The sequence below is a fragment of the Symbiobacterium ostreiconchae genome, from assembly GCF_055396975.1.
In genome coordinates this window covers 1,348,075-1,360,673 of the sequence record NZ_AP042454.1, presented here as the reverse complement: position 1 = coordinate 1,360,673, position 12,599 = coordinate 1,348,075, and the positions used below count along the sequence as shown (strand labels likewise).

Below are 12,599 nucleotides of genomic sequence, written 5' to 3'. Positions count from 1 at the left end.
CATTGCGAGCAGAGGAGGCCCGCCATGCAACCCACTGCCTTCATCGACCCCGTGGCCATTCAGATCGGCCCGCTCGCCATCCGCTGGTACGGGATCATCATCGTGTCGGCCATCGCACTGGCCATCTGGCTCGGTGGACGGTTTGCCCGGGACCGGGGCCTCGACCCCGAGTTCGTGTCCGACTTCGCCATGGTCCTGGTGCCGGCGGGCATCCTGGGCGCGCGCCTTTACGAGGTCTTCATCCTCCAGTGGCCGTACTACCGCCAGCACCCGGCCGAGATCCTGATGATCTGGCACGGCGGGCTCGCGATCCACGGAGCGGTGCTGGGCGGGGCGATCGCCGCCGCCATCTACCTCCCCCGGCGCCGGCAGCCCTTCTGGCGGTGGGCGGATGTGGTCGGCCTGGTCCTGCCGCTGGCGCAGGCCATCGGGCGCTGGGGCAACTTCTTCAACCAGGAGGCCTACGGCGACCCGGCCCCGGAGGGGCTCGTGCGCCTCATGCCCGGCTGGCTGCGGGAGGGCATGACGATCAACGGCACCGTCATGCACCCGACGTTCCTCTACGAGTCGGTCTGGAACCTCCTGACCTTCGCCGTCCTCTATCTCCTTCACCGGCGGCGCCCGAGGACGGGGGTCATCTTCAGCCTGTACCTGATCCTTTACAACGCCGGGCGGTTCCTCATCGAATCCATCCGGCAGGACTCTTCCTTTATCTTCGGCTCGATCCGCGTGGCCCAGCTGGCCGCGGTCCTGCTGGCGGCCCTGGGTGCGGTGCTGCTGGTCTACCACCTGCGGCGGCCGGCAGATCCCCCGGATCTCCCGCAGCCCCCCGCATCCACGGACGGGTGAGGCCGCGGGCCGCGCCTCCTGCGCACGATCGGAAAGCGCCCCGGGAAACAGACCCCGGGGCGCTTGCGCGCAGAGAAGGATCTTTCGCCTAGCGCGACGAATCCGACTCCCCAAACGGACCAGGGGAGGCACCAGCCTGACGATGATCATCTCGCCTGCCGAACTTCAGCAACTGGAACCCGCGGCCCGCGCGCTGCTGGAGATGTACCAGAAGGGGGAGCACGCCGCCGTCCTGGCGGAAGTCGATCAGCAGTCCAAGTCCGGCCCGCTCCCGCCGGATGTGCTGGGAGTGGCCGCCGCCAGCCTCCTCGCCCTGGAGCGCGGCGACGAGGCCGTCAAGGCCGCCCGGCACGCCGCCGCACAGAGCCCGCGGACGGCCTGGATCCACCACGTCCTGGGCCGGGCGGAACTGCACCGGGGCGACGGCCAGAAGGCGCTGGAGGCGGCGCAGGCCGCCTGCCGGCTCATGCCGGGCCACCCCGACTACCTCGCGACGCTGGCCGCGTGCCAGCGGGAAACCGGCGACCTGGCAGCCGCGGTGGCCACGGCCCGCCGCGCGCTGGCCGGCGCGCCCGGCCACGCCGGCCTCCTGCACGAGCTGGGCCTGGCGCTGGCGGCGCAGGGCGACGAGGCCGGGGCCCTGGATCAGTTCCGGAAGGCCCAGGCGGCCGCCCCGAAGTCGCCGGCCGCCTATCTGGCGGAGGCCGACCTGCACCGGCAGGCGGGGCGAGCGGCGGAGGCCCGCCGCGCGCTGCAGCGGGCCCTGCAGGAGATACCCGGCAGCCTGGAGGCCGAGGAGCGGCTGGCCGGGACCGTCGGCCGCAGCCCCGTGCTCCACCGGGTCCTGATCCACCTGATCCACCTCTCCCGGCTCACCGTGACCGGGTGGCTGATCGTCGCCTTCCTGTACTACCTGTTCTTCCGCCTGCTGGAGTTCCTCTGGAAGTACTTCCCCGCCCTGCTCCCCGCGGGCCGCGCCCTGCTGCTGCTCACCGCCGTCTGGCTCCTGGGCGGCGCCGCGGCCGGCCGGCTCCTCCGGGCCGCGCTCCGGCGGATCTAGCCCGTCATCCAGGAGCGGATGCCGACCAGGGCGACAAACAGCGCCAGCACCGCGTGGACCAGCGGCCGGCCGCGGTACTGCTGACCGGCCGGCGTGCCGGGAAGCAGGACGAGCTGCAGCACGGCCCCGATCCCCACCAGGGTACCGTACAGCACGTGCTGCAGGTAGGGTTGCCGTCCCTGGATGAGGAAGAACATGCCGATGCCCAGCTGCACGATGCCGATGGCCGCGGACACGGGCACCAGTCTGTAGTACCCGGCAGGCAGCGCCCGCCGCTGCCGGTGGGTATGCAGGGCCCATGCGAGCAGCGCCGCGTTCACAGCGGCCAGGGCGATGACGAAGAACTGCTTGATCTGAAGCCAAAGCATAACCCGCTCATGCCCCCTTCCGCATCGGAAGGTTCTGCAAGAGCGGGTTGGTTTCCTGTCTGGGCGGTCGCTACCGGGCCGCCGCGTCCACCACGGCGCTGAGGTCAGCCTCCACCTGCCGGGCCAGGTCATCGAACCGCGCGTCGCCCATGAGCCCCATCAGCGCGGACGGCCGCGTAAGCCCGATGGTCGTCTGCCCCTCCGCCCGCTTCACCACGATTTTGCAGGGCAGGAAGTAGGCCACCATCGGGTTGGTCTCCAGGGCCCCCTTCGCCTTGGGCGCGCTGCACACCTCCAGGATGCGCACCTCATGCGCCAGGTCGAACCCCTTGGACTTCAGCGTCTCGTTGACGTTCAGCTCCCACAGCACGCTGAACTTCTTCTCCGTCAGGTGCGCCTGCACCGCGGCGACCGCCTCGTCAACGGACTTCTCTGTACGGACCTCGTAGGCGAACTCCACACGAACACCCCCATGCGTGATGCTGACACAACGCGCCTCCATAATACCCCACGGGGTAGAGTATAATCAAGCCTGACGTGATGGCCGGCTTCTGGCGCTTTTCGGACAGCGTTGAGCACAGCGCTGGGCAATGTCCGCAATTCCCGATACGATGAGGTTGAACGGCAGGGGCAAATTGGGGAGGGATCGGCTATGGCTGTCGTGATGGTGGCAGGCGGAACAGGCTTCATCGGTTCCCACATCGTGCGGCTGCTGGCGGGGGAAGGGCACCGGGTGATCGTCCTGTCCCGGAACCCCGAAAGGGCCCGAGGGAAGCTGCCCCCGGGCGTGGAGATCCGGACCGGGGACACCACCGACGCGGCCACCCTCGGCCCCGCCCTGGAGGGGGCCGAGGTCGTGGTCAGCGCGGTGCAGTTCCCGAACCACCCGGTGGAGAACCCCCGGCGCGGCTACACCTACATCCGGGTGGACGGGGAGGGAACCGTCCGCCTCGTGGAGGCGGCCAGAAGGGCCGGCGCACAGCGCTTCGTCTACCTGTCGGGCGCCGGCACCCGGGAGGGGCAGACCCGGCCCTGGTTCATCGCCAAGCTCATGGCGGAGAAGGCCATCCGGGAAAGCGGCATCCCCTACACCATCTTCCGCCCCTCCTGGGTCTACGGGCCGGAGGACCGCAGCCTGAACAAGTTCGCGACCTTCGCCCGGCTGCTGCCCTTCGTGCCGGTCATCGGCAGCGGGAAGACGCGCGTGCAGCCCCTCTTCGTCGAGGACCTGGCGAAGGCCGTGGCCGCCAGCCTCCGCACTGAGGCGGCGGTGAACCAGACGTACGAGATCGGCGGGCCCGAGGAGCTGACCATGGACGAGATCATCCGCACCATGCTGCGGGTCATGGGGCGGCGCAGGCCGCTGCTGCACAGCCCCGCCGGCCTCGTGAAGCTGGCGGCCTGGCCGCTGCAGTTCCTGCCCGCGCCGCCGCTCTCGCCCGCCGCCGTCGACTTCGTGCTCATGGAGGAGCCCGTGGACAACACGCCGGCGCTGCGTGACCTGGGGATCAAGCTGACCCCGCTCGCGGAGGGGCTGTCGTACCTGCGGGCAAGGTGATGGCGCACGGGCGGGAGGCTGCCGCATCATCCGCCGTCCGGCGCGTGGCGCTCCCGATCCTGTTCGGCCGCCCTCCGGGCGGCCTCTGCGCGCCTTCGCGCCTCTTCCTCCTCCGCGCGCCGCTGCTCCACGGTGCTGCGGGTCCACTGCTCGATCGACTCCCGGGACCCGTCGACGCAGGGGTCGCCGGGGCCGCAGCGCTCCGGCAGCCGCTCCAGTCCCCGGCGGGCACGGACCACCTCCCGCTGGGCGGGTCGGCTGCCCAGCCACTCGTGGAGAAACGCCACGGCTTCGGGGTCCAGCGCCAGGTGCTCCTGCGCCACAACCTCCAGAAGGGCGAACACGTCGGAGGGCTCGTCCACGCAGTTGATCAGCCGGTAGTACTTCTGCGGCTCGTCCGTGACGTTGATGACCGCGTCGATGGTCTTCACCAGCGTCTCCGGATCGGCGTCCCACCACCGGTGGACCCACGCGTCCGGGCGGTACCAGGCGGCCGCGCAGCTCTCGGCCCGCAACGTGACGGCGTCCGGCCGGTCGCTGCCCAGCACCGCCCCCAGCGGGGTGAGAAGCGGCACCTCCGCCTCCACCGGAAGCTGCACGTACATGAAGGGGGAGATGAAGTTCCCCATCGGCAGGACCAGGGCCTCGCCCGTCCGCACCCGGACCTGCAGGCCGGCGCGGTCCTGGTTCAGCTCCGCCAGCCGTTCCAGTTTGGGCTCCACCGGGGTGCGGAGGCCGCCCGGCCGCAGGTTGCTGAGGTGCAGCGCGTTGAGGAGAAAACCGTTGACCGGAAAGTAGCCCACGAACTCGGTCGGAATCGGAATGTGGAACTCCCGCGACTCCACTACGGCCGCGAGGGCCAGGGCGTCCGCGGTGCTGCGCAGCTTCGCGCGCCAGTAAGCCAGCACCGTAAGGTCGATCACCATCAGCGTCAGCGGCACCAGAACCAAGCTGACCACCAGCGCGACGTAGACCGAGACGTACCCCGCCTGTCGTGGCCTAGCGCTGCCCAAACGTCCGCTCACCCTGCATCACCGCCCTCGCCGCCAGCACCGCCTCGCCGGCGCCCTCCTGCCGGCACGGAAGGGGCAGAAGCTCCTCCACCGCCGCCCCGGCGAGGGCGTACGCGGCCTGCCGGGCCAGGTACGGGTCGCCCCCGGCGAGGTTGTCCGCCACCCGGCGGTACCAGACCGCCTGCTCCCCGAGCGCCACGGCCGCGTCCAGATGCGCCTCCGCCTGCCCGGCCTGCCGCTCCAGCCCGTTCAGCCACTGGCTCAGGTGCTGGCGCAGGGCGCGCACGGGCCCCAGCCACCCGCCCTTCTCGGGCGGAGCGGGATCGGCATCCGGGGGAGCATGCACCGGGGGTCTCGGCACGACCCCGGCGGGCGCCGCGCAGGCGCCCGCCACGACCAGGGGCGGGTCTGCAGGCAGATGGAAGCTGAACAGGCGCGCCTCGGCCAGGATCAGCCCGGGATCGGGGCGTGTCAGGCTGTCGCGGATGTCCTTGTAGTAGCCGGTCCAGGTCGCGTCGGCCGCCCGCTCCCGCGCGGTCTCGCTCACGAGCACCTGCAGCCAGGTCTTGTGGTGCAGCCAGAGCAGCACGGAAATGCCGCCCACGGTGAGGAGCAGCACCAGGGGCAGCGTGACGGCCGCCTCCACGAGGACCGACCCCTTCGTCTCGGCCAGGATCCTCTTCATCTTCCCCGCCTCCCTACGGTTCGAAAACGGTCTGGAGCAGGTACGCCGACCGGGCGGTCACGATGAGGGCGTTCCCTTCCCCGGCGGGCGGCGCGCACTGCCGGCGGACCGCCCGCTCCAGCCCGTCGGGGCCCTCCGGGTCGGGCACGTCCACCGGCGTGAAATCCGCCGGCGGGCCTTCGATCGCCTGCCGCCACAGGTCCGCCGCCCACCCGGCCTCCCCGGCCGCGCGCCGGCCGAGCGCGGTCAGGGCTCCCGCCCTGCGCACCAGCTCCCCCCACGCCGCGGCCTCCTCCTCGATCTCCCGCCAGACCGACGGGTGCGCCTGCAGCGCGTTCTCCGGCAGCCCGAATCTGGTCTCTTCGGCGCCTGACGCCGCCTCTGCCCGCCGGAGCGGAGCGGCGGTCCCGCCGGGCAGGGTCAGCGGCAGGCGGTAGCACATGGCCACGACCACGGCCTGATCCGAGGGGCCGTCCCCCGGGCCGGCCTTCGTCCGCATGATGAGCGCGCGCACGGCCCACCGCGGCAGGCCGAAGCTCTCGGCAAAGCCGCCGTCGAACCGGTAGGCGCGGTCCGGCTCGGCGAGCCGGCCGTGCAAGGCCACTTCGGCAGCAAAGTCCCGGGCCGCCCGGTTGGCCGCCATCGCCAGCGCCATCTTGGCATACGCCATGTATCCCGCCACCCAGCCGCCGATCACCAGCAGGCAGAGCACGGGAAGGACGAGCGCGACCTCCACGGCTGCGCTCCCCCGCTGGCCTGCGGGTCTGCGACCCACGGTGACCACCCCCAAACGCTTTATCGTCGAATCAAACCGCCATGATCAGTTGAACCATTGCGCCTCCTGATCCGTGATTAGGGACAGGAGGTGGATGGCATGCATTTCCGGATGCGCTATCTCCTGGCAGCGGCCTGCGCCGTGCTGGCCGGCGTGCTCACCCTCGTCTACCTGGGGAACGTCGGGGCGGCCGCGGGATCGGACAGCGAGGTCATCTGGGTCGCCCGCCAGGAGATCCTCCCGGGCATGCAGCTCCGGGACGACCTCCTGCAGCTGGTTGAGGTCCACAGCCCCACCCGGCGCCTGCTGGCCCGGGAGGCGCTGCCCCGGACGGCCGCCGAGATCCCGGCCGCGTGGTTCGCCACCCGCGCCATCCTCGCCGGTGAGCCGCTCCTCCCCGCCGTAAATGTCAGCCAGGAGCCGCCCGGCGGCCAGACGGCGCCGCCGGAGGAGCTGCGCGTCGTCAGCCTGCGGGCCGAACAGCCAGGCCTGCCGGAACTGCGGCCTGCGGAAGAAGTGGATCTCTACGTCGTCCCGGCGGAGGGCGGAGAGGCCCTGCGCATCCTGACCGCCGCCCGGGTGGTGCAGGCGGAGGCAGACTGGATCACCGTGCTCGTGCCCGAGGAGCAGGTGCCCCTGGTGCTCGCGGCCGCGGACGGCGTGACGGTCAAGGTGGTGCGGCGTCTGGAGGGAATCCTGCGGTGACGTTCCAGGTTGCTCTCTGCGGCCTGGCCCCCGCCCTGGCCGGCCGGCTGGAACGCTGGTTCGCGGACCACCCCGCCCTGGAACTCTCGGCGGCGTTCTCGGCACCCGACGTGGACACCCTCCTGCACCGCCTCTCCGTCTGTCCGGTTCACGCGGTGGTCTTCGACGCGGCCCTGGGGCTGGAGGGGCTCTCGTGCGCGCGGGAGCTCGCCGCGGCCGGCTACGCCGTGCTCTGCATGGACGGGGGAGCGGAACCCTCCGGGCTGCGCCGCAGGGCAACCGACCTCGGGCTGGCCTTCTGCCCGGACGCCGAACCGGCGCGGGCGGCCGTTCTGCTTCGCCGCCTGCTGGGAGTCGGCGCCGCAGGCGCGGCGGCGGGACACGTCATCGCCTTTCACTCGCCCCGCGGCGGCGCGGGCACCACCACGCTGCTCCTCCACACCGCCCGCCTGCTGCAGCGACGCGGGCACACTGTGGCGGTGGTGGAGGTCAGCGGCGGAGGCGGCGGAGCGCCGCTCCTCGGCGTCCGGCCCGGAGGCGGCTGGGCGGATCTCGCCGGTATCCCGCCGGAGGAGCTGCTGGGCGATCCTGCCGGGCCGGAGCGCCTGGCGGCCGCACTCCGGGAGGTCGAACCCGGGCTCTACCTGCTGCCCAGCGGAGGGCCGGCCGTCATGGACGAGGTGCACCCGGACCTGGTGGAAGCGGTGCTGCGGCTGCTGGGGGCCTGCGGCTGCGCCTGCGCCCTGGTGGACACGCCGGCGGAGATGACCCTTCAGGCCGCGGCCGCCCTGACGGCGGCGGACGCGATCTGCCTCATCGGCCAGCCCGAGACCGTCTCCGCCTACCGGCTGGTGCAGGTGGAGGCGCTGCTGAGCAGCCTGCAGATCCCGCCCGGGCAGGTTCACCTGGTGCTCAACCGGGTGCGGGAACCTGTGCCCCCGTCCGTCGAGGAGGTGCTGGCCTTCCTTCCGTACCGCCCGGCCGTGCGCGTGCCCGAGGAAGCCAGGCCGGTCCTCGACCCGTCCGGGCGGTTTGCCGGGTTCCGGCCGGGCAGCGGCGCCGCCCGCGCCGCGGAACGGCTGGCGGAAGCGCTCATCGGGGAGGTGCTGGGCACATGAACGGGAGTCTGCGGCAGCTGATCGAGCGGCGGCAGGGGCGCACCGCGGGCGCCGTCCCGGCGCCGCGTGCACACGACCGGTTCCGCCCCGTGTTGGAGGCCGTGCGGGAGAGGCTGCGCGCCGGCGGCCCGCCGCTGGGGGCGCTCCATGACCGCGAGGCCCGGGACTGGATGTGGTCCCTCCTGGAGGAGGTGCTGGCCGAACGCTTCCCTTACCTGAACCCCACGCACGCCGAAAAGGCGGCCCTGGTGGACAGGCTCCAGCGCCAGATCTACGGCTTCGGCATTCTGGATCCGCTCCTGCAGGACGACACCGTGAAGGAGATCATGGTCAACGGGCCGGACCGCGTGTTCGTGGAGCGGGCGGGGCACCCCGAGCCTGCCGTGGGCGAGGACGGGCAGCCCCTCAGGTTCGAGAGCGAGGCGGAGCTGCTGCACCTGATCGAGCGCATCGTGGCACGGGTCAACCGAAAGGTGGACGAGGCCACGCCCATCGTAGACGCCCGCCTGCCCGGCGGCGCCCGGGTGCACGTCGTCCTGCCCCCGGTGTCGCTCATCGGCCCCGTGCTCACCATCCGCAAGTTCCCCGGCCGTCCGCTCACGCTGGAGCAGATGGCCGAAACCGGCACCCTGACGCCGCTCGCGGCGGCGTTCCTGGAACGGCTGGTGCAGGCCAGGTGCAACCTCGTGGTCTCGGGCGGCACATCCACGGGCAAGACCACCTTCCTCAACGCCCTGTCCATGAAGATCCCGCCCCACGAGCGGGTGATCTCCATCGAGGACTCGGCCGAGCTCCAGCTCACCGGCCTGCCCAAACTCGTCAGCCTGGAGGCCCGCCCGCCCAACGTGGAGGGGAAGGGCGCGCTCACGATCCGGGACCTCGTGCGGGCGTCGCTGCGCATGCGCCCCGACCGCATCATCGTGGGCGAGTGCCGGGGCGGCGAGGCGCTGGATATGCTGCAGGCCATGAACACGGGCCACGACGGCTCGCTGACCACCGTGCACGCGAACTCTGCGCGGGACGCCCTGGCCCGCATCGAGACCATGGTGCTCATGTCGGGCGTGGACCTCCCCGTCCCGGCTATCCGCCAGCAGGTGGCCGCCGCGGTGGATTTCATCCTTCACCTGGAGCGGCTCCCCGACGGATCCCGCAGGCTCCTGCAGATCCTGGAGGTCGTCGGCGTGCAGGCTGGCGAGGTGGTGACCGAGCCCGTTTTCCAGTACGACCTGGACGCCGGGGAACTGCTTCCCGCCGGAAGGCCGGTCGCGCGCCGGGAGAAGTTCCAGATGGCCGGCGTTCCGCTCCCGGAGGGATTCTGATGCACGTACTGATCGGTCTCCTGACGGCCGGCTCGGTCTTCCTGGCCCTCATGCCCGGGGGCACAGCCCGGAGGTCCGGGGATACGCCCTCAGGACACGCCCCCTCGGCGGGACAGCGCACACCGCCGGCGGGCGTCCGGGCGCTGCGGCTGATGCCGGCCGGGGCATTCGCGCTGGTGCTCGCGCTGACGGGCAGCTGGGTGACCGCCCTCATCTGCCTTCCGGCGGGCTTCCTGCTGCAGAGGAGCGCAAGCGAGGCGCTGACCCGCCGGGAAGCGCAGGCCCTGCGGGACCAGCTGCAGGAGGCGCTGCTGTCGCTGGCCACCTCGCTGAAGGCCGGCCAGTCGCTGCCCCATGCACTGCAGCGCTGCGCAGTGGAACTGCGGCGTCTGCACCCCCGGGGCGGCGGGCTGATCCGGGAGCTCGAGCTGGCCGCCCTGGAGGTGCAGCTCGGCGCGCCGGTGGACGACGCGCTGCGGACGCTGCGGGCCCGCGTGCCCCTGGAGGAGGTCGCGGCCCTGGTGGACGCGCTGGTGACCACCCGCCGCCTGGGCGGCAACATCGTCGAAGTGATGGGCAACGTGGCCCAGATGGTCGCCGACCGCCTGGCCGTGGAGCGGGAGATCCAGGTCCTCACGGCCCAGAAGCGCACGGAGGCCGCGATTCTGGCCGTCATCCCCCTGGGCATCTACCTCATCGTGCGCATCACCAACCCCGCTTACCTGGCGGTCTTCCACGCGACCCTGTGGGGGCAGGTCGCGCTCGGCTTGATTCTGCTCTTCGTGACGGGCGGGTACTGGATGGCCCAGCGCATCGCCAGCATCGAGATGTGAGCAGGGGGGCGGTTCCGTGACGGTGATCATCGCACTGCTGGTCGCCGGCGCCGTGTTTCTCTTGCTCCTGCCCCGCGGCGACGACCCGGTCGTCCGAGGCCTGTGGGAACCTCCCCGGGCGGGCGGCATCCGGGGCCGGGTCACCGGCCGCCTGGCGGAGCGGCTGGCCTCGGGCCGGCTGGCGCGCGAGCTCGCGGTGTCGGGCCTCGGCCTGACCCTGGAGGAGCTCGCGGCGCGCAAGCTCAGGCTGGCGGGGCTCGGTCTCGCCGCTGCGCTGTTGCTCGCCCTCCTGGGGAGGCCCGTGCTGGCCTGGCTCGGCCTCGCAGGGGCGATCTGGGCCTTCCAGGGGCCGGACCGGGAAGTGGCCCGCGCCGCCGCGGCCCGGCGCAGGGCGGTGCAGAAGGACCTCCCCTACTTCCTCTTTACCCTGGCGATCCTGACCGAGTCGGGGCTGCAGCTGCTGCCGGCCCTGGACCACTACGCCCGAAACAGCCGCACGCCACTGGGAGATGCCGTCCAGGCCGCACTGGCCGACATCCGCATGGGGCAGCCGCCGGCCCTGGCCTTCCTGGACATGGCCCAGCGGCTCGACGTGCGGGACCTCACCCGCTGCGTCGGCGCCCTGGTGCAGACCATGGAGAAGGGGACCGAAGGGCTCGCCGCGACGCTGCGCATGCAGGCGGCAGAGGCCTGGGACCGGCGCCGGCGGCTGGCACAGGAGGCCGGCGCCCGGGCCAGCGTCAAGCTCCTGCTGCCGCTGGTGCTGTTTGTACTGCCGGCCGTGCTGGCCATGGCGGCAGGGCCGGCGATCTACGCCTTCCTGACCCAGTTCAGTCCGTGAGCCAAGCCCCCTGGCCGGCAGGGGGCTTGCTCCGTGCTCACTTCTTCTTCACAGCTGCCTCGAGCTGGGTGGTCACTTTGTTGAAGGTCTTGTCCAGGGCCTTGTTGAGCCCCGTCAGGGTGGTGATGAGCACCACGGCGATCAGTGCGATGATGAGGCCGTATTCGGTCATCCCCTGCCCTTCCTGGCGAACCAGCAGACGACGGAACCCCTTGGCGATCCTGCGCATTTCGAACCCATCCTTTCTTGCATTTACGCATTTATTTATTGCAGGCACGGTGAGAGCACCCGCGTCCCGCCGATCCAGGTGACCTGCCCCGGCCACTCCCGCCGGACCAGCTCCGCCGTGGTCCGGGGCCCCGGTGTGACCACGGTCAGTGCGTCCACGCCCACGAGCGGGAGCAGCAGGGTGTCGACCTCCAGGACGGCGGAAACGCCGACCCTCAGCTGCCTGGGCCTGCTCTTGCCGTCGGTCTCGATCTCGACCGTCACCGGGCCCACCGTGCGGGCCTGGCTGCCCCACCCCGCGTTCAGCTGGAACGCCTCCAGCGCGGCGGTGCGCAGGGCCGCCCAGTCGGACCGGGGCTCAATCCAGCACGCGGCCGCGTGATACTGCCGGGCGCAGCGCACGTTGTAGCGGGCGCACTGCTCCGACCAGAGGCGGTGGGCATCGGGCCACACCTGGGCCTCGGGTCCCCGGATCACCGCCGGCTCGATCTCCACCCAGTTGTCCGCCAGGCGGCAGTCCTGGCCCGGCGCCTCGCCTGGCGCCGCCGGCGGCGCCGGAGCGCACTCCAGCACCGGTCGGTTCTCCTCCCTGCGGAACCGGGCCTCGACGACGTACCGGGCCTGCTGCACGCCTGCCAGGGCGGCGGCCTCCTCGGCGGTGCGGAGCTGCTCCCGGAGGACGAAGACCCGGCCGATGTCCAGCGCAAACCCGATGGCGAGCAGGGCGACGGCCCAGATGAAGACGAAGAGCGCCGACGTCGACCCTCGCTCCCCTGTGCGGCACCGGCTCACTTCAGACTTCCCCCCTGCTCGATGAGAAAGGTCGCAGACGCCGTGATCGGCACGGTGCCGGCCCCGGCCTCGCCGGATCCCCCCAGCAGCGCGCTGAGCAGGGGCAGGTACGAAGGCTGGTGGTACGTCACCCGGACGGTCACCGCCGCACCGCGGATCTGCACCTCCACGTCCCGTGCCGGGTCGAAGTAGACGATCTCGCCGTCGGACCGCCTCAGGTACAGGTTCAGGTCGACCGCCTGACGGGCGGCGGCCTCCCGGCTGCCCTGCACCCGCAGCAGGCTGGCCTCCCGCGCCCCCGCACGGGCGGCGCCTGCCACCACCATCCAGCTGTGGGTGAACATCCCGAACACGGGAATGCAGAGAACCAGGTAGAGCAGGATCGGCGCCAGGAGCGCAAACTCCACCATCTGGCTGCCGCGCTGACTGCGGAGAAGGCGGCACAGCGTCAAGGG

At 71.8% G+C, this 12,599-nt stretch carries 16 protein-coding genes; 8 read left to right on the top strand and 8 right to left on the bottom strand.

Translation table 11 applies throughout. The features are described 5' to 3' along the window. Nucleotides 1–24: 24 nt before the first annotated feature. Together lgt and ACZ5UM_RS06795 are read left to right on the top strand one after the other, a co-directional pair. The gene (lgt, locus tag ACZ5UM_RS06800; protein WP_464847707.1) at nucleotides 25–849 is read left to right on the top strand and encodes a prolipoprotein diacylglyceryl transferase; all 825 of its coding nucleotides are present in this window, start codon (nucleotides 25–27) and stop codon (nucleotides 847–849) included. A 142-nt stretch (nucleotides 850–991) separates the two neighbouring features. Beyond that, complete coding sequence (locus tag ACZ5UM_RS06795) at nucleotides 992–1,909, top strand: tetratricopeptide repeat protein (RefSeq protein WP_464847705.1); 918 nt, start codon at nucleotides 992–994, stop codon at nucleotides 1,907–1,909. On the opposite strand, the gene ACZ5UM_RS06790 is transcribed toward ACZ5UM_RS06795, so the two are convergent. Together ACZ5UM_RS06790 and ACZ5UM_RS06785 are read right to left on the bottom strand one after the other, a co-directional pair. Continuing rightward, entirely contained in the window at nucleotides 1,906–2,277 is a 372-nt protein-coding gene (locus tag ACZ5UM_RS06790) for a hypothetical protein (RefSeq protein WP_464847704.1), read from the bottom strand. The two genes, ACZ5UM_RS06795 and ACZ5UM_RS06790, sit on opposite strands and share 4 nt — an antisense overlap. Before the next feature lie 70 nt (nucleotides 2,278–2,347). After that, nucleotides 2,348–2,737 carry a DUF302 domain-containing protein gene (locus ACZ5UM_RS06785; RefSeq protein WP_464847701.1) on the bottom strand — a complete coding sequence of 130 codons (390 nt, stop codon included), beginning with the start codon at nucleotides 2,735–2,737 and terminating at the stop codon, nucleotides 2,348–2,350. A 192-nt stretch (nucleotides 2,738–2,929) separates the two neighbouring features. Here ACZ5UM_RS06785 and ACZ5UM_RS06780 point away from each other — a divergent pair, with 192 nt between their 5' ends. After that, a complete protein-coding gene (locus ACZ5UM_RS06780; RefSeq protein WP_464847699.1) occupies nucleotides 2,930–3,835 on the top strand; it encodes a complex I NDUFA9 subunit family protein in 906 nt (301 codons plus the stop codon). A 26-nt stretch (nucleotides 3,836–3,861) separates the two neighbouring features. Here ACZ5UM_RS06780 and ACZ5UM_RS06775 read toward each other — a convergent pair whose 3' ends face one another. From ACZ5UM_RS06775 to ACZ5UM_RS06765, 3 genes are read right to left on the bottom strand one after another with little or no spacing between them, the layout of a single operon-like run. Then, nucleotides 3,862–4,860 (bottom strand): hypothetical protein, encoded by a 999-nt coding sequence (locus ACZ5UM_RS06775; RefSeq protein WP_464847698.1) that lies wholly within the window; start codon nucleotides 4,858–4,860, stop codon nucleotides 3,862–3,864. Beyond that, nucleotides 4,835–5,533, bottom strand: a complete 699-nt coding sequence (locus ACZ5UM_RS06770; RefSeq protein WP_464847694.1) for a TadE/TadG family type IV pilus assembly protein — start codon at nucleotides 5,531–5,533, stop codon at nucleotides 4,835–4,837. The genes ACZ5UM_RS06775 and ACZ5UM_RS06770 overlap by 26 nt, the downstream gene beginning before the upstream one ends. Nucleotides 5,534–5,546: 13 nt before the next feature. Next, the gene (locus tag ACZ5UM_RS06765) at nucleotides 5,547–6,308 is read right to left on the bottom strand and encodes a TadE/TadG family type IV pilus assembly protein (protein WP_464847690.1); all 762 of its coding nucleotides are present in this window, start codon (nucleotides 6,306–6,308) and stop codon (nucleotides 5,547–5,549) included. Nucleotides 6,309–6,407: 99 nt separating this feature from the next. Between ACZ5UM_RS06765 and ACZ5UM_RS06760 the strand changes: the two genes are divergently transcribed. The 5 genes from ACZ5UM_RS06760 to ACZ5UM_RS06740 are packed head-to-tail and all read left to right on the top strand — an operon-like array spanning nucleotide 6,408 to nucleotide 11,124. Next, the gene (locus tag ACZ5UM_RS06760) at nucleotides 6,408–7,013 is read left to right on the top strand and encodes a hypothetical protein (RefSeq protein ID WP_464847688.1); all 606 of its coding nucleotides are present in this window, start codon (nucleotides 6,408–6,410) and stop codon (nucleotides 7,011–7,013) included. Beyond that, the gene (locus tag ACZ5UM_RS06755) at nucleotides 7,010–8,131 is read left to right on the top strand and encodes an AAA family ATPase (RefSeq protein WP_464847686.1); all 1,122 of its coding nucleotides are present in this window, start codon (nucleotides 7,010–7,012) and stop codon (nucleotides 8,129–8,131) included. The genes ACZ5UM_RS06760 and ACZ5UM_RS06755 overlap by 4 nt, the downstream gene beginning before the upstream one ends. Further along, the gene (locus ACZ5UM_RS06750) at nucleotides 8,128–9,450 is read left to right on the top strand and encodes a CpaF family protein (RefSeq protein WP_464847685.1); all 1,323 of its coding nucleotides are present in this window, start codon (nucleotides 8,128–8,130) and stop codon (nucleotides 9,448–9,450) included. Before ACZ5UM_RS06755 ends, ACZ5UM_RS06750 begins: the two co-directional genes overlap by 4 nt. Continuing rightward, nucleotides 9,450–10,283 carry a type II secretion system F family protein gene (locus tag ACZ5UM_RS06745; protein WP_464847684.1) on the top strand — a complete coding sequence of 278 codons (834 nt, stop codon included), beginning with the start codon at nucleotides 9,450–9,452 and terminating at the stop codon, nucleotides 10,281–10,283. Before ACZ5UM_RS06750 ends, ACZ5UM_RS06745 begins: the two co-directional genes overlap by 1 nt. A gap of 16 nt (nucleotides 10,284–10,299) precedes the next feature. After that, nucleotides 10,300–11,124, top strand: a complete 825-nt coding sequence (locus tag ACZ5UM_RS06740; RefSeq protein ID WP_464847683.1) for a type II secretion system F family protein — start codon at nucleotides 10,300–10,302, stop codon at nucleotides 11,122–11,124. 37 nt (nucleotides 11,125–11,161) lie between these two features. Here the strand turns inward: ACZ5UM_RS06740 and ACZ5UM_RS06735 are convergent, their stop codons facing one another. Genes ACZ5UM_RS06735 through ACZ5UM_RS06725 form a run of 3 tightly spaced genes read right to left on the bottom strand, consistent with a single transcriptional unit; the run spans nucleotide 11,162 to nucleotide 12,596 of the window. Beyond that, nucleotides 11,162–11,353 carry a Flp family type IVb pilin gene (locus tag ACZ5UM_RS06735; RefSeq protein WP_464847682.1) on the bottom strand — a complete coding sequence of 64 codons (192 nt, stop codon included), beginning with the start codon at nucleotides 11,351–11,353 and terminating at the stop codon, nucleotides 11,162–11,164. Between the two features lie 35 nt (nucleotides 11,354–11,388). Then, on the bottom strand, nucleotides 11,389–12,144 hold the full coding sequence (locus tag ACZ5UM_RS06730; protein WP_464847681.1) for a Tad domain-containing protein: 756 nt from the start codon (nucleotides 12,142–12,144) through the stop codon (nucleotides 11,389–11,391). Then, the gene (locus ACZ5UM_RS06725) at nucleotides 12,141–12,596 is read right to left on the bottom strand and encodes a TadE/TadG family type IV pilus assembly protein (protein WP_464847678.1); all 456 of its coding nucleotides are present in this window, start codon (nucleotides 12,594–12,596) and stop codon (nucleotides 12,141–12,143) included. Before ACZ5UM_RS06725 ends, ACZ5UM_RS06730 begins: the two co-directional genes overlap by 4 nt. Between the last annotated feature and the right edge of the window lie 3 nt (nucleotides 12,597–12,599).